Genomic DNA, 23000 nt, shown 5'->3' with positions numbered 1-23000 from the left:
ATTTAACTTTATTGCCGCTATTGAGTTAATATTTGCATATTGCAGCCAATGCCGGTTGCTAAACTTCCTCTTTCAAAACAGCTCGCTTACGCCTGTGGAATGATAGGCTGGAGTACCATGACCAATATAATTATTGTGATGCTCCCCTACTTCTACCTGCCACCGTCAAGTTCGGGGTTAATTCCGCTGGTACCGCAATTGCTGGTATTTGGGGTGCTTAACGTCATGTCAATCATAGCGGCTTCGGGCAGGTTTGTTGATGCGGTTTTTGATCCATTCATTGCCTCATTGAGCGATAAGAGTACTAACCCCAAAGGGCGTAGAATACCATTCATGAAATGGACAATATTGCCAGCCGTTGTTTTTTGCGCCTTAACGTTTTGCCCCCTGGTAAGGGCCGAAAGTATCCACAACGCCGCCTGGATAACGTTTACACTTGTTTGCTTTTTTATGGCGGCCACCAGCTACATTATACCTTATAATGCCTTACTACCCGAGCTTACAGAAACCGCGGCAGAAAAGGTGAAGCTTTCATCCCTGCAACAGGTGGGCTTTGTTATTGGGATTATTATATCGGCCATGGTGAATAACTTTGCCGACCTGGTGCAGCACATTTTTCATGTAACAGATCGCGACTCGGCGGTTCAATATACCATTTGGGGCTTATGTGCTTTTGCTGGCCTCATTATGCTGATCCCGGTTTTAGCAATTGATGAAAAAAAATATTCAAGCAGCAAGCCTACGCATTTACCTTTGCTGGCCGCTATTCAAAAAACATTCAGTAACCGTAATTTTAAATACTACCTTATCTCCGATTTCTCCTACTATATGTCATTAAGCATTATATCAAGCGGGTTATTGTTTTTCCTCACGGTATTGCTGAATCTTCCGGAGTCTATGGGTGGTATATTAATGGGTTCAATGGTATTGTTTTCGCTGGTATTTTATCCGTTTGTAAATTATCTGTCGAAAAAAATAGGTAAAAAACCTATTGTGCTTTTTTCGTTTGGGTTGTTGAGTGTGATTTTTGTGGCGATATTTTTCCTGGGAAAATTTCCGCTATCGCCAACGGCGCAAATTTATATGCTGGTATTAAGCGCATCGTTCCCGCTGGCTTCGCTGGGTATATTGCCCAATGCCATACTTGCCGAAATAGCGCAGGACGATGCGGAACGAACGGGTGAGAACCGCGAAGGAATGTTCTTTGCGGTAAAATACTTGTTTGTAAAATTGGGCCAAACGCTGGGGATAGCCCTGTTCGCGTTTTTAACCGTGTATGGAAAAGATCCGGGGAATGATTATGGTTTGCGCCTTAACGGCATCTGCGGCTGTGTGCTTTGCCTCCTGGCTATCGTATTTTTTAGCAGGTTTAAGGAGCACAGGGCAAGGAGTTAACAGAAGAGAAAATTTGCATCTTCCTATGCCCATCAAACGCTCACGCTTTTCTGTGTGGTTTGAGATGTGTTCAATATTATTTGGTTACCACATTTAAAAAGCGTTCAACCGTGTAGGTGGCCAGCTGGCCTCCGGGGCCATTGAGGTTAAAATCAAAACCATGCGTAGCCCAGGGCAGTTTTAGCAAAAAATGCTTTATCCCGTTTTGTTCAAGTTTTAAATTCAGTCTGCGGCTATGCTCGGGCGATACAAGTATATCGTTATCCCCATGGATAATTAAAGTAGGTATCGATTGCCGGCTCACAAATTCAAGCGGCGAACAAGCTGCAAATTTAGCCGGTACCTGCTGATAGCTCCCGCCAATATAGTCACGCATCACTTTCCGCGAATCCATTACCAGTGGGCTTGTCGCTATGGAATATCCCCAAATCATATCTGCAGGGCCATAATAATCAATTACTGCTTTTACACCGGGCTCATGCAGAGTATAAGCAGCCAATAAAGCTATCTGCGCCCCGGCCGAGCGGCCGAGTAAAACGAAATTATTGGTATCAATACTTAATTCATCAGCATGCCTGCGCAGGTAGGCTATCCCTGCCCGAACATCTTCGACAGGCGCCGGACTTTGATATTTTGGTGCAAGGCGATAAGTTATAGCGGCCACGTTATAACCAGCTGTGGCCAGGTAGCTGTTCAACTCCGGCAGTTGTTTGTTATCGCCTTTATTCCAGGAGCCCCCGTGTACTATGATAACGCATGGTTTGCTACCTGCTTTTTGCGATGGAAAGTAATCCATAGTTAAGCTTAACCCAGCCGAAGTATGATAAGCGATAGCCTTGCAAGCAACCTCCTTATTGCTTTTAAACATATTCCAGAAACTATAGGGAGGCTCATTACTATCGCCGTTAATAATGGTGCTGCCTGGTCCGAATGCTGCCTGGAAGTTTTGTTTTAAACTGCCAGCTATATTATAGGCGCTAACTATCGGCACAATAAATAACACCAAAGCGATGATGCCGCCAATGGTGCCCGCAAGCTGATATTTTGAGCTATAAAATCCGGATAATAGCGCTATTATGGTAATTATGATAAATATCCAGCAAAATTCTGTGGCGATAATGGCCAGCATCCATATATGATACTCAAATGCTTTTAAAACAGTAAATAATGATATCAGCAATAGTAAGATACAGATTACAAAACGGATCATGCGGCTTTTTTATGAAATAAGCGGTTGGGCTTCTGTTGCGAAGATGCTATTTTTATTGTTCAATCCGCCTTTGATAGTTGTGAAATCCAGGGACTCTTTCGCCGCTTGTCATAGGTAGGTGTAAAAGCCCGAGACTCTGAAAGGTAAATGACGTTTTAAAAGGTTTGTCATCCTGAGGCACGAAGGATCTATTCGCAGACTGTACAGGGAGAACAAGCATACTGGAGAATAGATCCTTCACTATCGTTCAGGATGACAAAAAGTTTGTTTTGGTTAATACGTCGTAAGTAGGGTCGCATATTTACAAAAATAATTCAAAAAAAAGGTGTTGAATATTGCCGCTTATTTGGTTTTAGCTGCTTTTATAAACTGAAGCGCGTCATCGGCATGTTCCTTACCCTGCATCATGGCTTCGTGGGCATAAACTATTTTGCCTTTCAGGTCAATAACAAAAGTTTTTCTGCCCGTCATGAAAAACTTTTTGTGGATGCCAAACATATTATAAACCTTATTGCCAGGGTCGCTCAGTAAAGTAAAAGGGAGTTTATAATGGTCGGCAAAGGCTTTATGACTGGCAACCGTACCGCCGTTTATGCCTATTACCATAGCGCCGGCTTTGGTAAACTGGTCAAAGCTATCGCGAAAAGCGCAGGCCTCTTTGGTGCAAACCATACTTTCATCCTTGGGATAAAAATAAATTACCAGTACTTTTTTGCCTGTATAGTCGGCAGTTTTAAACTCTTTGCCGTTTTGGTCGGTCAGGGAGAAGGCGGGCATGGCATCGCCGGTTAATAATTCTTTACCACTTTGGGCCTGTGCCGCGCACGAGAACAGGAACGATGCTGCCAGTATAACCAACAAGTATTTTATCATGGTGATATCTATTTTTATCATGTACGTTATTTTAAGCACATACGATTTAACCCGGATAGAATAAAAATAAAAAAGCCATCACTTTGTTTGGGAGTGATGGCCTGTATTTAATGCTTGTAACAAAATTTTTATACCAGGTTCTTTATTTTATTTATGCCTGTCGCAATGTTTCAGACAATCCTTCTTAATAGATCAACTTTTAGTTTATTTAAATGTTGTATGAGTGTACGTTTCGGTAATGGGTTCTTTACTTGGCTCTTTTAAAGCCCTTTTGTTATTACGAATGGTTATCATTTTTTATATTTGAATTTAAATACCTAACAATGAACACAACTCATGTAGTGGATCGGCTTTTAGAGAACATGGATAATATGCATGAGCTCGGTCGCCAGCGCGCCTTTGAATTGGGTAATCCATTCTATGCGCAGTTTGAAGAAGATGGAGGCTATTGGCGTAAAGAACTTCCTAATGGGGATAAATTTTTAGTTACCATTGAGGTTATAACAGATGAAAATGATATGCCTTTACGTATAAAGGATCATGTTGTTAAACAGCTAAATAATTAATGAAAGTTCCGGAACTCATTTTTGTATCCGGTTGTAATGCTGCTGGCAAGTCAACCTTTATTCGCACAAGACTCAATGAACTTTCCGGATTTGAGGTTATTATGACGGATGTTTATAAGGGTCGGACAAAGGAGATTTTTCGTCAGGCTATCCAACAAAAGAAAGATATTATATTGGAAACTGTCTTTAACGATGAGTCATTTAAAGACATGGTAGATGAAGCTAAGAATGCTGGGTATTTTACCTCTTTAGTAGCTCTATTTTTAGATAATCCCCGGCAATCAAAAGATAGGGTGGCTGTTCGTGGTATGCAACAAAGCGGTATAACAATATCAGGAAGTAACGTGATTATTAATTTTAATGAAAGCTTTAAAAATCTGGCTAAATACTTTTTTTATTTTGACCTTAGCTATTTTATATATACGGGAACAGGAGGGAAAAACCAGCAAATTATGAGTTTCCAAAAAAGCGAATTAGTTGCTTATCAATCCAGTGATTTGAAATATCCCCAACTCTTTGCTCAATATAGTTTTGGCAAGGAACGGCTAAGTGATGATGCGTATCAATTAATAAAAGCCAATCAGAATTATAAAAAGGAGTTTATTCATGGGGTGAAACCTTCAGGAAAGTTTAAGCTATAGTTTCGGGCTTACAAAAAAAGCCAGACGTCTTTTGGTCTGGCTTTTTCTTCGATCTAATATTTTATACCAGGTTCTTTTTGATATAGGAGATACTTTGCGCAATGCTATCAAACGGATCGCCCGGGCATACATCCTGTTCAACAAAAAAGTATTTCATGCCTGCTTTTTTTGATTGTGCCAGGATCTTTTTAAAGTCGATAATACCATTACCTACTTCGGTGAATTTCTTTTCTGGTGTTTTGTCCATATCCTTCATATGCAGCAGCGGGAAGCGGCCCGGATATTTATTGAATAATGCAATGGGGTCCTGGCCGGCTTTGGTAATCCAGTACAAGTCCATTTCCATTTTTACCAGGTCTGGATCAGTGTTGGCCAATAGTGTTTCATAAGGGTATTTACCATCTTCCTGTATAAATTCAAAATCGTGGTTATGATAGCAAAGTTGTATCCCTGCTTGCTTGCATGTTTGGCCGGCAACATCCAGCATACCGGCAACAGTTTTGTAATGTTCCAGGTTTCCGCGCTCAGCCTGCGATAAATAAGCACATACCATGTATTTAACACCTACTGCGGCAGCATCATCAACGGCTTTTTCCCAATCGTTTAAAATTGTGCCCATTTGCGATGCACCATTAACTAGTTCTTCGCCAAGGCGATAATGTGCGCTTGGCATAATGAGGCCTTCCTGGTTTAGCAAACTTGAAAAGCCTTTGGCATTCATGCCATAAAATAATTCGGTGCCGGTGTACGTAGCTCCCTCAACAGAGTTAAAACCTAATTTGGCTACTTTGGCCAACGCTGCAGCGGGATCTTTTGCCATAGCATCGCGTACGGTATATAATTGCAGGCCTATAAGTTTTTTGTCATATGCAAATAAATGGGGTGCTGCTAAAAGTCCGGCCGATAATAGAGCCGAAGTCTTGAGGAATGAGCGTCTGGAAGTCATTGTTTTTCGTTTTAGTAATTGGTTACCGTAAATATAGGGTATTAGCTATACCAAAACCAAAGACTTGGAATAATTTGAATGGTTTAGAACATTATATAATAATTGTTACAAATTCGGTACGAAAAGTATTCCTGTATTATTATATCCACCAATTAAGTAGCCTTTTTTACTTGTAAACAACATTCTTTTGCATAAACTTGCAGTGCAAATAGTTGTTTATCATAAGCAACCCATTCATAAAACATGAGCCAGGAATTTTACAAGCAGATTTTTGACAAGCAGCAAAATCTTGAGTATGTGCCTTCAAATAAGGAAATTACCAGGTGGGCGCTACGGGTTATTCATTTATTATACCCCGAGCAAACCGCTAAGATGTTTGCTACAGTTGATGAGCTGAAGGCGGAATTTGTGTTACTGGAGGCAGAATTATACAGCCTCATGGAAGCAACAAAAGCCTGCGCCGAATGTGATAACAAGAAGCGGGCAGCTGATTTTTTTGAACAACTACCGCAACTTTACCAGGTACTCAATACAGATATCCAGGCGATATTTAATGGAGACCCGGCTGCACGCAGTGAGTTTGAGGTTATCCGTACCTATCCGGGTTTTTTTGCCATTTCGCTTTACCGGCTTGCGCACCGTTTATATGTGAGCGATGTTCCCTTGATCCCAAGAATATTAACCGAATATGGCCACTCCAAAACCGGTATTGATATTCACCCTGCAGCAGTTATCGGCGAGTATTTTTATATAGATCATGGTACCGGTATTGTAATTGGCGAAAGCTGTAATATTGGCTCGCATGTAAAATTATACCAGGGAGTTACACTTGGCGCTTTAAGCGTTGATAAAAGTATGGCTTTCACCAAACGGCACCCTACGGTGGAGGATAATGTTGTTATATACTCCGGCGCTACTATCCTGGGCGGCGAAACGGTAATTGGTAGTAATAGTATTATTGGCGGTAACGTTTGGCTTACCAAAAGCTTGCCTGCAAACTCAAGAGTATATCATACACCAAATATTCGCATACTTAAAAAGCTAAGCAGGCGTATTTTTGGCGAGAAAAAATAAATTCACCGATATTTATTACACTTTCACCGGGAGTTTACCGCAGCCGGCCAGCTTGTGTAATTATAAGATGCCAATTTTTTCAATTTGCAGATAATGATATACCCTTACTATCTGTATAAATGAAGTCACTTACCATATCTGCCATGCTGTACTTGTGTTTTGTATACTCAAGCGTAAACGCGCAAAATACAAAACCTTTATTAAGCGATAATCAGCTTAAAAGTAAACTCGATTCCGCGGTTGATAAGGGAGCACGAATTTATATGGATACGCCCAACACTGTTGGAATATCTATAGGCATTTACAAAGATGGTAAAGCATACACGTACAATTTCGGCGAAGTAAAAAAGGAAACAGGTAAACTCCCCACTGCAGATAATTTTTATAACCTCGGTTCGGTTGCCAAAACCTTTGTAACTACCATGCTTGCAGAGGCTGTTATTGAAAAGAAGGCAGATCTTAATGATGATATCAGGAAATATTTGCCGGGCAGATATCCCAATCTCGAATACAAAGGGCACCCAATCAGGCTTATTAACCTCGCTAATCATACATCGGGCTTGCCGGGCAATGCCCATGTTTTTCCAAAAGCGGTAAAAGATAGCCTCCGGAAATTAAGCCTTGCGGCGCAGGTTGATTTTTATAGCGTTTACAAAGCCGATAGCTTGCTGAAGGATTTGCATAGCTTACATCCAGATACAATCCCCGGTGCAAAGTTTAGGTATAATGGCAACGGCATGATGGTGTTGATCTTGCTGTTGGAGCGGATCTATCACGAGCCATATGAGCAACTCGTGGCACATTATCTAAAAACGCATCTGCAAATGCAGGATACTAAGACCCAGATATCCGCGTCGCTTTTTAACCGTTTTGCACAGGGTTACGATGGTAACAACAAGCCACAGCCATACCTTAACCTGGCCGATTATTATAACGGGCCAAGCATGAACTCAACCATTAATGATATGCTTAAATATTTAAAGGCTAATCTGGAAGAGCAGGATCCCGCAATAAAACTAACCCATCAACCTACCTGGAAAAACGCTGATGATACCGGTGTTGGTTTGGGCTGGATGATGGACACTGATTATAAGGGCACAAAGATCATTTATCATGACGGGCATACCGGTATTGGTTTTAATACCATGTGCCTGTTTTATCCAGGGAAAGGCTTGGGTTATATTATTATTGTTAATGATAACATTAGTCAGCAACGGGTTACTGACCTGCAAATGCACATACAGCAGGCGCTTGATAAGTAAATTCACGGGGGATGAAAAAGTAATTTAAAAGTCAATTCAGGGGCTTTCTGCTTTGTGCATTCAGCTTTTAGCTGCTATTTAAATATTCCTGCTAATTTTGTTTTCAATAAATGAATTTCATTTACAGTCTATACTTAAAGAAAACATATTATGGCGGCACTGATTGATCTGATAGGCAATACGCCTATGGTTGAAATAAAAAAGCTAAATCCTAACCCCAACGTACAAATATTTGCTAAGCTGGAAGGTAATAATCCAGGTGGCAGTGTAAAGGATCGTGCATCGCTTAATATGATTCGCAGTGCCATTGAACGTGGCGATATTAAACCCGGCACAAAGCTTATTGAAGCCACCAGCGGCAACACAGGCATTGCCCTGGCCATGATTGCTCGTTTATTTGATCTGGAGATTGAGCTGGTTATGCCATCAAACTCAACCCGCGAACGTACGCTTACCATGGAAGCTTTTGGCGCCAAAGTAACTTTGCTGGAAGGGATAGAACTTTGCCGTGATTACGCCGAAGAAAAAGCAGCTACCGGTGAATTTTTTTTGGTGAACCAGTTTGGCAATCCCGATAACTACGGTGCTCATATTAAAACCACCGGTCCGGAGATATGGCGGGATACCGAAGGTAAAATAACCCATTTTGTAAGTGCTATGGGTACAACCGGCACCATTATGGGCTGCTCCATGTTTCTTAAAGAAAAGAATCCTGGTATCCAGATAGTAGGCTGCCAGCCTACCGAAGGCTCATCTATCCCCGGCATCCGCAGGTGGCCGCTTGCTTACCTGCCCAAAATATTTGATGCTTCAAGAGTTGACAGGGTGATGGATATATCTGAAGAAGATGCTACCCAAATGGCCCGTAAACTGGCTAAAGTTGAAGGTGTATTTGCCGGTATGAGCAGTGGCGGCGCTTTATCAGCAGCAATAAAATTAGCCTCCGAATTAAAAGAAGGCATCATTGTTTTTATCTGCTGTGATCGCGGCGACAGGTATTTAAGCAGCAACCTATTTGGGTAATTTATTATTTACCTAAATCGTAATTGATAACTACAGTAGGCAACAGGGTGGCATTATCCATAGGCACCTGGTTAGTCGATAAAATAGGCTTGCGATGGGTGTAAAAATCATACACGTGCTTCTCTAAAGCTTTACTTGCCACCGCGGGCGGAGTAAAGCCTATTGAAAACGGCAATACAAAATCATGTGATTTTTCATGATCGGGAATGATCCATTTATGATTTGATTTTTTGAGGGCTTCAATAATTGGAGCCGTCAAAATATAATCATCAGCGTAATAAATCACTATTCTTTTAATAGTTCCCTTTTCATCAGCAGTAAATTTAAATACAGCTGTTCCTGTAGCTTTCTTGCTAACTATTTCTGGCGATACTTTAAGGCTATCTTGAAAAAAAGTGCTCATTACAGGAGCCCCTCCCTGGAAAGGGAAGGCAAGCTCCGTTTGGGCCATACTGTAAACTGAAAATAAAACGGCTACTGCAATTAATATGATCTTTTTCATTTATTCTTCTTTTGGTTCTCGTTTGCTGCCTTCATACAGCTCATACTCAAATAAACGGCAATCCAGCTTGCCATTATAAAATTCAATCCTTCTTGACGGGCGCAAACCTATCTTTTTTGCAAGGTCGGCGTTGCCCGTAAAAACATATCCGCGGTATCCGCCGCATTTCTTTTTCAGAAAATCGCCCATTCTTTTATAGGTGATCTCCAGTTTGCTGTGTACACCTAAACGCTCACCATATTCCGGGTTAAACATTACCACACCACCATCTTCGGGTACTTCGGTATCTTCAAAATCACAAACAGCAAAGTCAATTAAATGTTCTACCCCGGCAGTTTTAGCATTTTTTTGGGCGATATCAATGGCATCTTCAGATATATCTGTAGCTATAATTTTAAAGCCGGTTTCCTTTTTAGCCTTATCTTTTAATTTACGGCGCTCTACAAAAAACACGTTTTCATCATAGCCCATAATGTGCATAAAGCCATAGTTCATCCTAAATAAACCAGGATGTTTATCAGTAGCCAGCAGTGCCGCTTCAATGGCCAGCGTACCAGAACCGCACATTGGATTGATGAAAGTACTCTTCCTATCCCAATTGGTGGCCATAATGGTTGATGTTGCCAAAGCCTCCAGCATTGGGGCCTTACCCGGTATTTTACGATAGCTGTGCTTAGCCAGTGTTTCGCCCGATGTATCCATGAAAATATCGGCATCGCTATCCTGCCAGTAAAGGTGAACCAACGTTTTATTAGCCTCAGAACCAGAGTTCGGGCGCACGCCTTTAACTTCCTTAATCCTGTCTACAATGGCATCTTTCACTTTCACATTGGCAAACAATGGCGTAAGTATATGCTCATTATTAACGTTTGATGTTACTGAAAAATAGCCGCTAAAGTCTATCAGCTTTTCCCATTCAATAGTTACCAGCTCATCATATAGCTGCTTAGGGTCATCGGCTTTAAAGCTTTTTATAAGGTAAAGCACCTGGCTTGCGCAGCGCAGATTTAAATTTAGCGCGATAGTATCCGTTATGGTACCTTTAAGCTCGACCCCTGTTTGAAAAACGCGGGTTGGCGTAAAACCCAATTCTTCTACTTCCTGTTGAAGGTAGCTCGATAACCTTTTATTACAGGTAATTATTATTTTACTCTCGTTGTGGAAAACTTGCATAATATTTTGCGAATTTATGAATTAAAAACCCCCTATTTTAATTTCCTAACTATTAACTTTACATTTTAAATTTTTTAAGATTATGGAAGTTAAAGGTAAAGTACATGAGGTGTCACCAACACAGCAGGTAACAGAGTCACTAAAAAAGCGTGAACTGATAATTGAGTATGTTGAGAATCCTCAGTATCCCGAATATTTAAAGTTTGAAGCCATACAGGACCGTTGCGCTTTAATGGACAACGTGAAGATTGGTGACGACGTTGAAGTTTTCTTTAACCTGAAAGGCCGTCCATGGACTGATAAATCAGGTAAGAAAAGCTATTTCAACTCATTGCAGTTGTGGAAAATTAACGTTTTATCTGGTGCAGGCGCCGCCTCAACCCCAGAATATGCCGCTCCATCAGCTGATATCAGCTCATCAAGCGATGATGACGATCTGCCATTTTAAGCAGCAGGCTCATTAGATATTTAAAAGCTCCTTTCATTAAAGGGGCTTTTTTTATGCCGCAATGTCAGTAGCAATACGCTATTTTTCAAATCGTTATTGTATATTAACAATTGTTAAATTTTGTTAAATGCCTGTTTTGTTGGGTTATTTAAAATAATTTTGTTTGTTAACACATGAAGAAACGAAGTATTGGATTGATTATTGGATTAATGGGACTTGCGCTTTTGGGCGTAATGGCCATGCAATTGTACTTTTTAAGGCAATCGTACCAGATGCAATCCGAGCTGTTTGATCGTTCTGTTAACGAGGCTCTTAATAATGTGGTATCAAAAGTAACCAAGCAGGATGCCAATAATTTTTTAAACGCAAAAGCTCAGGATAAAGTAATAGCTATTGATGAAGCGGGAGTAAAAGTTGTTAAAAGCAGTACAAACAGGCCATACACCGCTAAAACAAAAAAGAAACAAACGTATAAGCAAAGGAAAATAGCGCTTTTAAGAGATAGCCTGGAGCGCATGATCATGCATAAAAAGCTGGACGATGAGCTCAGTAATTTATTGATGCAGGAAGGTACGGTTGATTTTCTGGTTGAGGAGCAAACAGATGAGTTGGGCGTTGTACACGTTAGGCTTACCCCGCAGGCTGTAAGAACGCGCATCACTAAATTTAGAATCCCCAAAAAGCTGCATAAGTATGATACCCTCCGGTATTTTTACCAGGATCCGATGATTGGGAAACAATTGATCCAGATACCAAAACTTAACCCGCTTTGGGTGCGTGAGCAGCAGCGCAAGCAAAAGGAAAGGCAGTTTGCCCAGATAAAAAAAATGCTGGTGACCGATTCCCTGCAAAATTTAAACAGCAATAAAACAAGCGTAATTGAAAACCTGGCCGAAGATTACCGCAATTCTGGCCAGCCTTTAAATAAGCGCTTAAGCCCCTTCTGGATAGATACCCTGCTTAGGTTTGAATTACATAGTAAGGGAATTAATTTGCCCTTTAGCTATGAGGTTACCACCAGTAATGATTCGCTCATATTTTCAAAGGCTAACGATTTGCAAGGGGGCAAGCCGGAATTTATTGCAGCTAACACTTACCAAACCCCTATTTTTAGTAAAGATGTGATCAATGATCCCGGCATGATCAAGCTATCTTTTCCACAAAAAAATTCGCTCATATTAAGTAAGATGACGGCCACCATGGGCACTACAGGCGGTTTACTTATTGTGTTGGTATTTTGTTTTGGATACACCATTTTCTCTATCCTGAAACAGAAAAAGGTGTCTGAAATGAAAATTGATTTTATCAATAATATGACCCATGAATTTAAAACCCCGGTATCAACCATCATGATTGCCAGCGAGGCTTTAAGAGATACCGAAATAACAAACGATCAAAGCCGTGTAGCACGCCTGGCAAACATAATTTTTGAGGAGAACGAACGTTTAGGTAGTCATATAGAACGGGTATTAAATATCGCCCGCATTGAAAAAAACGACTTCAAGCTTGATAAGAAGCCCCTTGATGTAAACGATATGATAGCCGTTGTATTGGATAGCATGGCACTTAAACTGCATAAGTGCAACGCCAAAACAACGCTTGAGCTTGATGCGGAGCACGCGGTGATTATAGCCGATGAACTCCATTTTTCAAATGTGCTATATAACCTCATAGATAACGCCATTAAATACAGTAACGATAAGCCCGAAATTACCATTAGTACATTTACCCGGAGCGGACAGGTAATTATTAAGGTTGCGGATAAGGGGATAGGAATGAATCGCGATCAGCAGGCAAAAATATTTGAGCAGTTTTACCGCATTCCGACAGGGAACATTCATGACGTAAAGGGTTTTGGATTGGGGTTAAGCTACGTTAACACCATAGTTAAGCGCTTAAACGGTACCATAAGCGTAAGATCTGAAAAGGAAAAGGGATCAGAGTTTGAGTTGAAATTCGCAGTGGCGTAAAGGGTTCGATTCAAAAAGACTAAAAATAGAGTCGTACATAAGTAAGTAATAACGATATATAAGCTTCCCGGTTTTCGGATCTGCCGGAGTTCAGGACAAAAAAACATGAAGAAAATACTACTGGTTGAAGATGATGCCAATTTGGGTTTGCTGTTACAGGATTACCTGCAGCTAAAAGGTAAGTTCGATGTTGTTTTGTGCAAGGACGGGGAAGAAGGCTTACGGGCCTTTACCAAGCAGGTTTATGATTTGCTGATACTTGATGTAATGATGCCCAAAAAGGACGGCTTTACATTAGGTAAGGATATCAGGAAGATAAATCCTAATGTGCCTATCATTTTTGCTACTGCAAAAAGTATGATAGAAGATAAAACACAGGCATTTAACCTTGGCGGCGATGATTACATAACCAAACCGTTCCGTATTGAGGAGCTGTTGCTGCGTATAAACGCCCTGCTTAAACGCACCAGCGGAACCGAAAAATCTGAAGAAGAAAAACAAACCAGCTTCAAAATAGGCCGCTATTCATTTGACTATACCTCACAGATCATCACCATAGGCGAGTCAAATCAAAAATTATCAACCAAAGAAGCCGAACTGCTTCGCCTGCTGTGTATGCGTAAAAACGAGGTGCTTACCCGCGAAGAAGCCCTGCTCAACATCTGGCATGATGATAATTACTTTAATGGCCGCAGCATGGATGTATTCCTAAGCAAGATCCGTAAGTACTTAAAGGATGATCCTAATGTGGAGATCATTAACGTGCATGGCCGGGGGTATAAATTGCTAATTAATTAATTTCAGCTCGATATATCTGTTGCCATTGTTATTCTGGATGCTGAATTGTAGCGTTTTCCAGGACATGTTGTTAGTATAAAACCGTATGCTTTTTGTGGGTGGAATGCTTAATTAAAGGTTTTTGGTTAAGTTATCTAAATCGTCAAGGTCTTTATATCTGCCCGATGCCTTTTTAGCATTAATAAGGTCATTCAAATGAATAGTTCTGACAAGTAAACCATCTTCTTCAAAATAGATAGCGCTATTATAACAAGAATCAAAGTCAACCCCCCAGTGCAGATGTCATTACATCAATAGACGCCGGAGGTCTGCCAAATGTAAAAACCTCTATATTTTCATTTAAAAATTTCTCCTCCGTCATATCAAAAACGCGCATACCGAAATGCAAAAATGCGGTTCTTAGCTTTCTATAATTGTCAACTGTTTTTGCAACCAAAATATCCATGTCACCGGTAGTTCGCGGGTGCCCGTGCAAAATGACAGAATACCCACCAATCAGCACATACTTAACGTCATTCTTATTAAGTTGGTCAATAAAATCTCTGAAATCCTGATTGAAAATATTACCCATCTATTTTTCTATCGTCCTGATACTGAACACGGTTTTGTCCATTCTTGGAGGATTATTCTCCGGGTAATTATAAGCAACACTATTGAGGTAGTTTGCTATGCGTAGTCTTTCCTGCCAGGTAAGCTGTTTATAATACGCTGTTTGGTCGGCGGCTTCTTTAGCTGTCTGGGCTTTAAAAGCAGTCCGGTCTAATCTAAAATCGCTCATAGTTCAAATATACCGCAAAAACTTTTACATGTAACAAATTTGTTAAGCCACAGTTATGGTTTTATGCTGATTAATAAATAGGTTTGTTTACTGACTGATCTCATTATTTAATTAACTATGAAACTAAAATTACTTTTTTCGTGCCTGCTGTCTGCAGGCATAGGTGCTCAGCTGTTTGCACAGGAAACAGTTGACCCGGCAATGGTCCAAAAAATCAGGGAAGAGGGTTTAAATCACTCCAAAGTGATGGAAACCGCTTTTTACCTAACCGATGTATCTGGTCCCCGGTTGGCTAATTCTCCCGGATTAAAACGTGCACAGAACTGGGCCGTTGAACAATTGAAAACGTGGGGAATGGCAAACGCTAAATTAGAACCATGGGGCAAGTTTGGCAAAGGCTGGGAAGTTCAAAAAAACTATGCAGCCATCACTGTTCCTTACTATCACGCTATTATAGCTATCCCTAAAGCATGGACACCTGGCACCGGCGGATTGATCAAAGGCGATGTAATGGTTATAAAAGCAGATTCGGCTGCCCAGCTTGACCAGTATAAAGGTAAGCTGCAAGGCAAAATTGTAATATTTGATACCAAACCACTTACCGAGCGTACCTTCAAATCTGATGCTGCCCGTTATACCGATGAGGAACTGGCTACTATGGAAAAGGCGACAATGGCCCCCGCCCGCCCGCGCACTGCGGTTGATCCAAACTCAGCTCAGTTTGCTGCAATGCGTAAATTACGCGCCTTCAGAGCATCATTGGGTACATTTTTAAAGGAAGAAAAAGTTGCTTTGGTGCTGACTCAGGCGCGCGGAACAGATGGTACCGTATTTACAACCAATGGCGCTTCATATGCCGATACCGCTAAAGCCGTAGCGCCAGAGCTGGAAACCAGCAGTGAAGATTACCAGCGTATTTTACGCCTGGTAAACGCTGGTAAGCCGGTACAATTGGAAGCTGATATTAAAACGCAGTTTTTTACCGATGATATGCAGGGTTATGACGTAGTTGGTGAAATACCGGGTACCGATAAAAAATTAAAAGACCAGGTAGTTATGCTTGGCGGCCATCTTGATTCATGGCATGCAGCAACAGGTGCTACTGATAACGCTGCCGGCAGCGCGGTAATGCTGGAGGCTATGCGTATATTGAAAACCATTGGTTTTAAACCAAAACGTACTATCAGGATAGCACTTTGGAGCTCTGAAGAACAAGGTTTGTTTGGCTCACGCGGTTATGTGCTGAACCATTTCGGCGATCCTAAAACGATGGAACTGAAGCCGGAGCAAGCCAAACTTTCGGCATACTATAACCTTGATAATGGTACAGGTAAAATAAGGGGTATCTATTTACAAGGCGACTCGGCAGCCGGGCCAATATTTAAAAGCTGGCTTGAGCCGTTTAAAGACCTCGGCGCTGCAACAGTAACCGTCAGCAACACCGGCGGTACAGATCACCAGTCGTTTGATGCGGTTGGTATTCCGGGCTTCCAGTTTATCCAGGATGCCATTGATTACGGTTCACGTACCCACCACAGTAACCAGGATACTTATGACAGGTTAATTGAGGATGATTTAAAACAAGCAGCCACCATTATTGCATCGTTTGTATATAATACTTCGCAACGTGCAGAGATGATACCACGTAAGGCTTTGCCTAAGCCACAACCGGTAAGGGCGTTTTAAGGAATGCCGCTGGCATTACTCACTTAAAAAAAGCGATGCAGTTAATCCATCGCTTTTTTTATTGTTTTATTCTTTGATCAAATGCGAAGGGCATTGTTGTAACCAGCTTTATTTTTTTGAAATCATCATGTCCGGGATTAAGGAGGTAGTTTATTTCTTCGTCGATAATGGAGGAGGGTACAGCTAAAATAGCCGATTTTTTTTCTATGATCCATTTTTCGCCAATGCTTTGGGTCAAAGGCATTTGGTTAAAGTCTCGCCAATCGGGAGGCAAGTCGGTGATCTTGATGTTACTTATATTGATATTATCAGGGATCTTAATGGTCGTGACATTAAAGGCCATGGTTAAGCCTATCTGGTTGCGGTGAACAACGTTTTCAAGGCAGGCTAATGATCGTGACGATGCTGTATATATCATCTCCATATCATTAGGGTTCCAACGGGCTGCCCTGCCCGAGGCCATCAGTTTACCTGAATATTTGGCAAGCGCAATACGGTATACCAACATCTTTTAAGCCAGATCGCCAAATTGTATGCGAATCAGTTCTTCTTCGATGAGCTGAATGCCGGTTATGGTATCCATGATATCAAAAGGTAGCCTGTTGCCAAGGCCATAAGCAGGTGTATTAAGCCACTGATGAAATGCCTGGCCCGATCCGAATATTTCTATACCGGTATCAAATAATGCAAAGGATTTGAGGAGTTTTTCGCTTAAGGCAGCATCCAGTTTTAAATCGCGGTTAACATGGTTTTGAATAGTTTTAACCGTGGTTTTAAATGTTTCCTGGAACTCATCCTGGGTAAAACCAGATAGTGATAAAAAATCGAGAGCCGTTTTTGCATCCAGCCCTTTTTTTGAACTGTTTAATAAACTGATGGCATCAGTATATTTTGGCCGGATATTATACCCCACCTCAAAATCAGAAACATAACTAACAGCCGCATGTGTATGATAGGACTTGGGCTTTTTTTGTTTTGCTGATGGATTTTTATCGTTTTCCATGATATTTATCTCTTATAACAAATTTAGAAATTTTTCTATTAAAAAAAGAAATTTTTCCACTTATTGCAATTCTATCCGCTGATGCTGATAAGGAATCTCGATATGTTTAAAGCCTTTCTCTTTTAGCTTTTGGGCAAAATGTTGTTGAACCTCGTATTCGCCGTGAACAAGAAAAATGCCCTTTACTTTTTCCGGGTCCTGGGAAGCTAAAAAATGAAGCAGATCCTCATAGTCGCCGTGGGCGCTCATTGATCTGATCGACTTTACTTCGGCATTAACGGTATACAGGTCGCCATAAATATGCACTTCCTTATCCCCGGCAAGCAAATGGCCGCCTAATGAGTTAGGTTCACAGTAACCAACCATTAAAATGGTATTTTTATTATTACCGATGTTTTGTTTAATATGGTGTTTTACGCGTCCGGCTTCGGCCATACCCGATGAGGAAATAATAACACTTGGACGCAGGTCATCATTTAAGGCAATAGACTCCTCGGCTGATTCAATAAACCGGAGTCCTTTAAAGCCAAATGGATTGGGGTCGGTTTTTAGCACTTCTTTCACCGCCTTATTATAAACCTCGGGATGGTTCATAATCACCTCAGTAGCTTTTTTTGATAATGGGCTATCTACAAAATAAGGCAGATCCGGCAATACCCCTCTTAACTCCAGGGCATTTAAGGCATACAATATTTCCTGCGTACGCCCTACGCTAAATGCGGGAATGATTACTTTGCCCCGTTTAACCTCGCAGGTTTCTTTAATAATCTCTAATAAGGCATCCTCAATAGGGCCGATATCTTTATGCAATGAATCGCCGTAGGTTGATTCCAGTAAAATGTAATCTGATTGATCAAATACCTGTGGATCATTTAACAACATATCATCATATCGCCCAACATCACCACTAAATGTAATATGGGTAGGTTTTCCATCTTCCATTATTGATAAATGCACTGCCGCGCTGCCCAATATGTGGCCCGCATCTGTAAACTTTAGCTTAACCTGTGGCGTAATGTCAAACTCCTCATTATATTCAACAATTTTAAATAACCGAAGTGCCTCCATCGCCTGCTCATCGGTATAAAGCGGCTCTATTAATGGCTGGCCTTTACGGGCGAGGCGCTTGTTCATATAGGTGGCATCCTGCATTTGGATATGTGCCGAATCCAGGAGCAGGATTCGCGTAAGATCCATAGTGGCCGATGTGCTATAAATAGGGCCATTGTATCCCTCGGCAACCAAACGGGGTATTAATCCGCAGTGGTCAATATGCGCGTGGGATAGCACCATGTGGTCAACTTTTTTGGGGTTAAATCCAAAATGCTCGTTCCAATCTTCAGATTGCTCGCCCATGCCCTGGAACATGCCACAATCCAATAATATACCGGTGCCATCATTTAATTTGATGAGATGCTTGCTGCCGGTAACGGTACGGGCAGCGCCATGAAAGGTTATATTCATTTATAATTTGGTATGAAATAGCTGAACGAATATGGGCATTAAAAGTTTAATTTTAATAAAACTAAACTTTTAGTTGTTAATTTAATTTATAGTATTTACCTTAGATTAACCAATTGGAACGGTTGATGTGATTTTAAATAAACATCAACAATTTTTACAAAAAGCACATGGAAATTAAAGAGTTAACCCGCGCCGAAGAACAAATTATGCACGTATTATGGCAACTGGAAAAAGCCTATGTAAAAGATGTGATCGATCTGCTACCTGAGCCAAAGCCGGCCTATAATACGGTATCAACAATTATCAGGATATTGGAAACAAAAGGGTTTGTTGGCCACACTGCATTTGGGAAAAGCCATCAGTACCATCCTATAGTAAGTAAAGATCAATACCAGGATTTTGCTTCAGATAAACTATTGAGTGGCTATTTTGATAATTCGGTTAATCGTATGCTTTCGTTTTTTGTGAAAAAGGAAAAGATCGACCTGAAAGAGGCTGATGAGATCATGAAACTGATTGAGAAACTTAAAGACAAGTAGTTATGAATTGGTGGCAATATTTATTGCTGGTAAATATTTACCTGGTACTGTTTTATGTGTTTTACGTTTTATTGCTGCGTAAGGAAACCTTTTTCCAGCTTAATCGCATTTACCTGGTAACTGCGGCCTTATTGTCGTTTTTTATACCGGTTATACAGGCAGATTGGGTGCAGAACCTTTTTATTACGCAACAGGTAAAATATACCATTTATAGTATGCCGGTAATGGATTACCACTTTAAGCCCATTGACGACAGGCATATTAGCATGGGCGAAATATTAGCCATATTGTATTTAAGCGGAATATTGATTTTATCGGCAAAACTTACCTGGCAGTTATTTAAACTAAAAGAGGTAATTAGCAGGCCCCAGGCAGATGTTCCTTATTCTTTTTTTAAAACGGTAAAGTTAAATGACAGCAATGCTGATAATGCAGTTATTGAAGCTCATGAACAGGTACACGCTCAGCAATGGCATTCGGCCGATGTATTGCTTATCGAACTGGTGATGATCATCAATTGGTTTAACCCGGTAGTTTACCTGTATCGCTTTGCCATTAAACACATCCATGAGTACATTGCCGATAGGCAGGCCGTGCAGGCAGGCACCAGTAAAGCCGATTATGCACTATTGCTATTGACGCAAACATTTAATGCGCCGGCCCACCGGCTGGTGAATCCATTTTTTAGTCACAGTTTATTAAAACAGCGTATTTTTATGTTACAAAAAAATAAATCACACCGAATCTCGCTCATTAAATATGGGCTTTCGGCGCCACTATTTATACTGATGCTTATTTTATCATCAGCAACCATAAACAATAGTAAAACTGTTACCGCTATTAACAGCAAGGCAGAGGAGCTATTTGTACTTCCTGCTTCAAAGGTTGATTTATCTGTAATTCTTCCTGATAACAAGGATCAATTTGCGGATAATGAAAAAAACAACAGGCCAGATACAACCAATAAGAAAAGCAAAGTATTTAAAGAGGTTGAGCAATTGCCCGAGTTTCCGGGCGGCGTTGAGGCTTTCGGGAAGTTTTTAAGCACAAACATCAGGTATCCAAAAGACGCGCGGGAAAAGAAAATCCAGGGCAGAGATATCTGCTCCTTTATTGTTGAGGAAGATGGCTCGTTATCAGATATCAAGGTAGTAAAAGGCGTTAGTCCGGATATAGACAAGGAATCTGTACGGGTACTTAAGCTTTCGCCAAAATGGAAAGCGGGTAAGCAAAACAATAAAAAAGTAAGGTTCAATACGCCGTTCCGATAAGCTATACACTGGCTGATGATGGTAAGAAATCATCTCAAAGCAAAGTTGAAGGGATAGCTACCCCAGACAAGGTTGTTGGCGTATCTGGCCCCGACAAGAATGGGGTTTACAGGGCTGTTGAACAATTGCCGGCCTTTCCCGGCGGTATTGAAGCACTGGGCAAATTCCTGGGCTCAAACATAAAATACCCTAAAGCAGCCAGGGAGAAGGGGATTGAAGGCAGGGTTATATGCAGCTTTATTGTGGAACCCAGTGGCTCGCTGTCAAATATCACAGTTGTAAAAGGTGTGAGCCCGGATATGGACGAGGAATCTGTGCGGGTACTTAAACTATCGCCCAAATGGATCCCTGGGATGGAGAATGGGGAAAAAGTAAGGGTGCAGTACGCTATTCCGATAAGCTATACTTTGGAAGATAGCAAAAAGCCGGCAAAATCAACAGGAAACAAAACGGGTAGTGTGCAGGATACTGCTGCTATTCATAAAGGATCGCTTATCGCTGATAATGTTGTTACAGGTTCCAAACCGCTATATGTTTTGGACAATAAAATAATAGCAGAATCGAAATTTAAGCTGATTGACCCAAATAACATAGAAAGCATCAATGTTTTAAAAGATAAAGAAGCAACGACCTTGTGGGGCGACAAAGGAAAAAACGGAGTGGTTTTAATAAATACAAAGAAAAGGTAGATGTGCAGATGTGCAGATTTCAGATGTGGAGATGATTTTGCAGATGTGTAAATTTTAAATGATATTGAAGGTGCACCAATTACAAATGAAAAGAATCAAAACGTTTAGGCCATAAAAAAAGCAGGTGGAATTAACTCCCACCTGCTTTTTCATTTAATATCATCAAATCATTGCAGCTCATCATCTGCACATCTGAAATCTGCACATTTGCTATTTCGTATACCTGTTAATGATATCAACTATCACTTTGTTTTTTTGCAATTGAGGCAGATAATCAAACAGGATATAATGTTTTTCCGGGTCGCTGGTTAAAGCCATTTCCAGGTGATTGAGGGCTTCGTTGTAATCGCCTTTGGCAAACAGGTAAGCCACCATTCGGTAATACAATTCTGCTGCTTCGGGATTATTCTTTATCGCCTGCGAGATGATCTCTATAGCGCCTACTAACCTTTGCTGCTCATATAATATAGAGGAGTAATCAAGCCAGGCATCAATATCCAATGGGTTTAGTTCCACTACTTTTTCATAGGCTTGTTCAGCCTCGGTCATGTGGCCCAGTTTATATTCGGCATCGGCAATGGCAAACCAGTAATCGGCATTGGCAATATCAAGATCCAGCGCTTTTTTGTAAAAGTGCAGGGCCTCAAAATAACGCTCCTCAAAATCGAGTGTAACACCTATACCAAACCAGGCATCGGCCAGCTTAGGATCCATTTTAACCGATTTTTTATAAAATGCGCGGGCATCATCCATTTGCTCCAGCTTTTCGTAGCATTCGCCAATAGCGCAATAGGTGTCGGCATTAGGCTGCTCATACTCAAACGTGTGGCGATAAACTTCAATAGCTTCGGCATATTTCTCCAGGTTAACCAGGGCGTTACCCTTGTTAAAGTAGGCTGATGCAAAACTATCTTTTATCAGGATAGCATAATCATAAGCATCTATCGCTTTCTCAAACAAGCTCAGCTTGGTATAAGCGTTGCCCAGGTTGTACCATGCGGCATAGCTGTAAGGCTCATTATCAATATACTGCTGATAAAACTGCACGCTCTCCTGCTGGTTGTCCATTACGTCATAGCAAAAAGCCAGTTCGTAAAGGGCATCCTGGTTTTCCATATTTTGCTTAAGGCAAAGCTTAAGGTAGCTTATGGCAGTATCATAATCGCCCATGTTTTGGTAAACGTAGGCTATGTGCAGTAATATCTCGTCGGTTTCCTCGGCAAGGCCAAGGGCTTTTTCATAATTTTCCAAAGCTTCGCCAAACCGCTCCATGCTTTCATACAGGTTGCCGCGAATAATATAAATATCAGCATCAGAGGCCTCAAGCATAGCAGCCTTTTCAAGGGCGGCAAAAGCTTCGGGCACTTTGTTGCCCACTACAAGCAACTGCGCTTGTTTAATTAAAAAAACCGCTGCAAATGGGTGTTGATTACGTGCGTACTCGGCCACCTGCAGTGCCTTGGCGGGATCATTTTTTTCGATGTAATAGTCGATAATGTTCTCAAACGCCTGGGCATCAAAAAAGTACTGGTCGTGATTGCGGATCATCTCCTCGTACCGCTCTACCGAAAACTTTGGATCTTCGGTAAAACCAAATTCAAATTCTTCTTCCATTCAATTATGTTTGCAGAACATCCGCTTTAGGTTAACAATTAAAATTGCTTATTTAAAGACTTATTTAGTTGAAAA

24 protein-coding genes are annotated in these 23000 nt (G+C 41.1%); 13 read left to right on the top strand and 11 right to left on the bottom strand.

Annotated features, from left to right (window positions below; genetic code table 11):
• The first annotated feature begins 48 nt into the window (after positions 1 to 48).
• On the top strand, positions 49 to 1395 hold the full coding sequence (locus Q0R88_RS26945) for an MFS transporter (RefSeq protein WP_295721901.1): 1347 nt from the start codon (positions 49 to 51) through the stop codon (positions 1393 to 1395).
• Positions 1396 to 1471: 76 nt separating this feature from the next.
• Here Q0R88_RS26945 and Q0R88_RS26940 read toward each other — a convergent pair whose 3' ends face one another.
• Positions 1472 to 2605, bottom strand: coding sequence for an alpha/beta hydrolase (locus Q0R88_RS26940; protein WP_295721899.1), 1134 nt, complete (start codon positions 2603 to 2605; stop codon positions 1472 to 1474).
• Between the two features lie 342 nt (positions 2606 to 2947).
• Positions 2948 to 3499 carry a redoxin domain-containing protein gene (locus Q0R88_RS26935; protein WP_295721897.1) on the bottom strand — a complete coding sequence of 184 codons (552 nt, stop codon included), beginning with the start codon at positions 3497 to 3499 and terminating at the stop codon, positions 2948 to 2950.
• Positions 3500 to 3801: 302 nt separating this feature from the next.
• On the opposite strand from Q0R88_RS26935, the gene Q0R88_RS26930 reads away from it, so the two are divergent.
• Positions 3802 to 4044: a hypothetical protein gene (locus tag Q0R88_RS26930; RefSeq protein ID WP_295721894.1), complete on the top strand. Its 243-nt coding sequence runs from the start codon at positions 3802 to 3804 to the stop codon at positions 4042 to 4044.
• A complete protein-coding gene (locus tag Q0R88_RS26925; RefSeq protein WP_295721892.1) occupies positions 4044 to 4685 on the top strand; it encodes a zeta toxin family protein in 642 nt (213 codons plus the stop codon). Before Q0R88_RS26930 ends, Q0R88_RS26925 begins: the two co-directional genes overlap by 1 nt.
• A 61-nt stretch (positions 4686 to 4746) precedes the next feature.
• On the opposite strand, the gene Q0R88_RS26920 is transcribed toward Q0R88_RS26925, so the two are convergent.
• A complete protein-coding gene (locus Q0R88_RS26920; protein ID WP_295721890.1) occupies positions 4747 to 5631 on the bottom strand; it encodes a sugar phosphate isomerase/epimerase in 885 nt (294 codons plus the stop codon).
• A gap of 243 nt (positions 5632 to 5874) precedes the next feature.
• On the opposite strand from Q0R88_RS26920, the gene epsC reads away from it, so the two are divergent.
• The 3 genes from epsC (at position 5875) to cysM (ending at position 8990) form a co-directional block, all read left to right on the top strand.
• Positions 5875 to 6705, top strand: coding sequence for a serine O-acetyltransferase EpsC (gene epsC / locus Q0R88_RS26915; RefSeq protein WP_295721888.1), 831 nt, complete (start codon positions 5875 to 5877; stop codon positions 6703 to 6705).
• 119 nt (positions 6706 to 6824) lie between these two features.
• On the top strand, positions 6825 to 7967 hold the full coding sequence (locus Q0R88_RS26910; protein WP_295721886.1) for a serine hydrolase domain-containing protein: 1143 nt from the start codon (positions 6825 to 6827) through the stop codon (positions 7965 to 7967).
• Positions 7968 to 8117: 150 nt separating this feature from the next.
• Positions 8118 to 8990 (top strand): cysteine synthase CysM, encoded by an 873-nt coding sequence (gene cysM, locus Q0R88_RS26905; RefSeq protein ID WP_295721884.1) that lies wholly within the window; start codon positions 8118 to 8120, stop codon positions 8988 to 8990.
• Positions 8991 to 8994: 4 nt separating this feature from the next.
• Here the strand turns inward: cysM and Q0R88_RS26900 are convergent, their stop codons facing one another.
• Positions 8995 to 9492: a hypothetical protein gene (locus tag Q0R88_RS26900; RefSeq protein WP_295721882.1), complete on the bottom strand. Its 498-nt coding sequence runs from the start codon at positions 9490 to 9492 to the stop codon at positions 8995 to 8997.
• Positions 9493 to 10665: a class I SAM-dependent RNA methyltransferase gene (locus Q0R88_RS26895; RefSeq protein WP_295721880.1), complete on the bottom strand. Its 1173-nt coding sequence runs from the start codon at positions 10663 to 10665 to the stop codon at positions 9493 to 9495. It abuts the gene before it with no gap.
• An 82-nt stretch (positions 10666 to 10747) separates the two neighbouring features.
• On the opposite strand from Q0R88_RS26895, the gene Q0R88_RS26890 reads away from it, so the two are divergent.
• The 3 genes from Q0R88_RS26890 to Q0R88_RS26880 all read left to right on the top strand — a co-directional run bounded on the left by Q0R88_RS26890 (position 10748) and on the right by Q0R88_RS26880 (position 13881).
• On the top strand, positions 10748 to 11113 hold the full coding sequence (locus Q0R88_RS26890) for a DUF3127 domain-containing protein (RefSeq protein WP_295721878.1): 366 nt from the start codon (positions 10748 to 10750) through the stop codon (positions 11111 to 11113).
• A 173-nt stretch (positions 11114 to 11286) separates the two neighbouring features.
• Complete coding sequence (locus Q0R88_RS26885) at positions 11287 to 13083, top strand: HAMP domain-containing sensor histidine kinase (RefSeq protein ID WP_295721876.1); 1797 nt, start codon at positions 11287 to 11289, stop codon at positions 13081 to 13083.
• 105 nt (positions 13084 to 13188) lie between these two features.
• On the top strand, positions 13189 to 13881 hold the full coding sequence (locus tag Q0R88_RS26880) for a response regulator transcription factor (RefSeq protein WP_295721874.1): 693 nt from the start codon (positions 13189 to 13191) through the stop codon (positions 13879 to 13881).
• A 262-nt stretch (positions 13882 to 14143) separates the two neighbouring features.
• Here the strand turns inward: Q0R88_RS26880 and Q0R88_RS26875 are convergent, their stop codons facing one another.
• Positions 14144 to 14452, bottom strand: a complete 309-nt coding sequence (locus tag Q0R88_RS26875; protein WP_295721872.1) for a hypothetical protein — start codon at positions 14450 to 14452, stop codon at positions 14144 to 14146.
• Positions 14453 to 14659, bottom strand: a complete 207-nt coding sequence (locus tag Q0R88_RS26870; RefSeq protein WP_295721870.1) for a hypothetical protein — start codon at positions 14657 to 14659, stop codon at positions 14453 to 14455. It abuts the gene before it with no gap.
• 117 nt (positions 14660 to 14776) lie between these two features.
• Between Q0R88_RS26870 and Q0R88_RS26865 the strand changes: the two genes are divergently transcribed.
• Positions 14777 to 16345: a M20/M25/M40 family metallo-hydrolase gene (locus Q0R88_RS26865; RefSeq protein WP_295721868.1), complete on the top strand. Its 1569-nt coding sequence runs from the start codon at positions 14777 to 14779 to the stop codon at positions 16343 to 16345.
• Between the two features lie 58 nt (positions 16346 to 16403).
• Here the strand turns inward: Q0R88_RS26865 and Q0R88_RS26860 are convergent, their stop codons facing one another.
• From Q0R88_RS26860 to Q0R88_RS26850, 3 genes are read right to left on the bottom strand one after another with little or no spacing between them, the layout of a single operon-like run.
• Positions 16404 to 16853, bottom strand: coding sequence for an RES family NAD+ phosphorylase (locus Q0R88_RS26860; RefSeq protein WP_295721866.1), 450 nt, complete (start codon positions 16851 to 16853; stop codon positions 16404 to 16406).
• A gap of 3 nt (positions 16854 to 16856) precedes the next feature.
• Positions 16857 to 17348 carry an antitoxin Xre/MbcA/ParS toxin-binding domain-containing protein gene (locus Q0R88_RS26855; RefSeq protein ID WP_295721864.1) on the bottom strand — a complete coding sequence of 164 codons (492 nt, stop codon included), beginning with the start codon at positions 17346 to 17348 and terminating at the stop codon, positions 16857 to 16859.
• Between the two features lie 60 nt (positions 17349 to 17408).
• Positions 17409 to 18812: an MBL fold metallo-hydrolase gene (locus tag Q0R88_RS26850; RefSeq protein WP_295721862.1), complete on the bottom strand. Its 1404-nt coding sequence runs from the start codon at positions 18810 to 18812 to the stop codon at positions 17409 to 17411.
• Between the two features lie 167 nt (positions 18813 to 18979).
• Here Q0R88_RS26850 and Q0R88_RS26845 point away from each other — a divergent pair, with 167 nt between their 5' ends.
• The 3 genes from Q0R88_RS26845 (at position 18980) to Q0R88_RS26835 (ending at position 21311) form a co-directional block, all read left to right on the top strand.
• Entirely contained in the window at positions 18980 to 19351 is a 372-nt protein-coding gene (locus Q0R88_RS26845) for a BlaI/MecI/CopY family transcriptional regulator (protein WP_295721860.1), read from the top strand.
• A 2-nt stretch (positions 19352 to 19353) separates the two neighbouring features.
• Positions 19354 to 20622, top strand: coding sequence for a M56 family metallopeptidase (locus Q0R88_RS26840; protein ID WP_295721858.1), 1269 nt, complete (start codon positions 19354 to 19356; stop codon positions 20620 to 20622).
• Positions 20623 to 20747: 125 nt separating this feature from the next.
• Positions 20748 to 21311, top strand: a complete 564-nt coding sequence (locus tag Q0R88_RS26835) for a TonB family protein (protein WP_295721856.1) — start codon at positions 20748 to 20750, stop codon at positions 21309 to 21311.
• Positions 21312 to 21521: 210 nt separating this feature from the next.
• Here the strand turns inward: Q0R88_RS26835 and Q0R88_RS26830 are convergent, their stop codons facing one another.
• Positions 21522 to 22925, bottom strand: a complete 1404-nt coding sequence (locus tag Q0R88_RS26830) for a tetratricopeptide repeat protein (protein WP_295721855.1) — start codon at positions 22923 to 22925, stop codon at positions 21522 to 21524.
• Between the last annotated feature and the right edge of the window lie 75 nt (positions 22926 to 23000).

The sequence above is a fragment of the Mucilaginibacter sp. genome (genome assembly GCF_025362475.1).
Classification (GTDB): Bacteria; Bacteroidota; Bacteroidia; order Sphingobacteriales; family Sphingobacteriaceae; genus Mucilaginibacter.
This window is presented reverse-complemented; position numbering and strand designations above follow the sequence as displayed.

Bases quoted from the DNA above. Each gene is read 5' to 3' on its own strand.
- Q0R88_RS26885 (WP_295721876.1), top strand. From the start codon at position 11,287: ATGAAGAAACGAAGTATTGGATTGATTATTGGATTAATGGGACTTGCG.
- cysM (WP_295721884.1), top strand. From the start codon at position 8,118: ATGGCGGCACTGATTGATCTGATAGGCAATACGCCTATGGTTGAAATA.
- Q0R88_RS26845 (WP_295721860.1), top strand. From the start codon at position 18,980: ATGGAAATTAAAGAGTTAACCCGCGCCGAAGAACAAATTATGCACGTA.
- Q0R88_RS26850 (WP_295721862.1), bottom strand. From the start codon at position 18,812: ATGAATATAACCTTTCATGGCGCTGCCCGTACCGTTACCGGCAGCAAG.
- Q0R88_RS26880 (WP_295721874.1), top strand. From the start codon at position 13,189: ATGAAGAAAATACTACTGGTTGAAGATGATGCCAATTTGGGTTTGCTG.
- Q0R88_RS26840 (WP_295721858.1), top strand. From the start codon at position 19,354: ATGAATTGGTGGCAATATTTATTGCTGGTAAATATTTACCTGGTACTG.
- Q0R88_RS26925 (WP_295721892.1), top strand. From the start codon at position 4,044: ATGAAAGTTCCGGAACTCATTTTTGTATCCGGTTGTAATGCTGCTGGC.
- Q0R88_RS26930 (WP_295721894.1), top strand. From the start codon at position 3,802: ATGAACACAACTCATGTAGTGGATCGGCTTTTAGAGAACATGGATAAT.
- Q0R88_RS26895 (WP_295721880.1), bottom strand. From the start codon at position 10,665: ATGCAAGTTTTCCACAACGAGAGTAAAATAATAATTACCTGTAATAAA.
- Q0R88_RS26875 (WP_295721872.1), bottom strand. From the start codon at position 14,452: ATGGGTAATATTTTCAATCAGGATTTCAGAGATTTTATTGACCAACTT.
- Q0R88_RS26945 (WP_295721901.1), top strand. From the start codon at position 49: ATGCCGGTTGCTAAACTTCCTCTTTCAAAACAGCTCGCTTACGCCTGT.
- Q0R88_RS26900 (WP_295721882.1), bottom strand. From the start codon at position 9,492: ATGAAAAAGATCATATTAATTGCAGTAGCCGTTTTATTTTCAGTTTAC.
- Q0R88_RS26865 (WP_295721868.1), top strand. From the start codon at position 14,777: ATGAAACTAAAATTACTTTTTTCGTGCCTGCTGTCTGCAGGCATAGGT.
- epsC (WP_295721888.1), top strand. From the start codon at position 5,875: ATGAGCCAGGAATTTTACAAGCAGATTTTTGACAAGCAGCAAAATCTT.
- Q0R88_RS26830 (WP_295721855.1), bottom strand. From the start codon at position 22,925: ATGGAAGAAGAATTTGAATTTGGTTTTACCGAAGATCCAAAGTTTTCG.
- Q0R88_RS26855 (WP_295721864.1), bottom strand. From the start codon at position 17,348: ATGGAAAACGATAAAAATCCATCAGCAAAACAAAAAAAGCCCAAGTCC.
- Q0R88_RS26890 (WP_295721878.1), top strand. From the start codon at position 10,748: ATGGAAGTTAAAGGTAAAGTACATGAGGTGTCACCAACACAGCAGGTA.
- Q0R88_RS26870 (WP_295721870.1), bottom strand. From the start codon at position 14,659: ATGAGCGATTTTAGATTAGACCGGACTGCTTTTAAAGCCCAGACAGCT.
- Q0R88_RS26935 (WP_295721897.1), bottom strand. From the start codon at position 3,499: ATGATAAAAATAGATATCACCATGATAAAATACTTGTTGGTTATACTG.
- Q0R88_RS26920 (WP_295721890.1), bottom strand. From the start codon at position 5,631: ATGACTTCCAGACGCTCATTCCTCAAGACTTCGGCTCTATTATCGGCC.
- Q0R88_RS26940 (WP_295721899.1), bottom strand. From the start codon at position 2,605: ATGATCCGTTTTGTAATCTGTATCTTACTATTGCTGATATCATTATTT.
- Q0R88_RS26910 (WP_295721886.1), top strand. From the start codon at position 6,825: ATGAAGTCACTTACCATATCTGCCATGCTGTACTTGTGTTTTGTATAC.
- Q0R88_RS26860 (WP_295721866.1), bottom strand. From the start codon at position 16,853: ATGTTGGTATACCGTATTGCGCTTGCCAAATATTCAGGTAAACTGATG.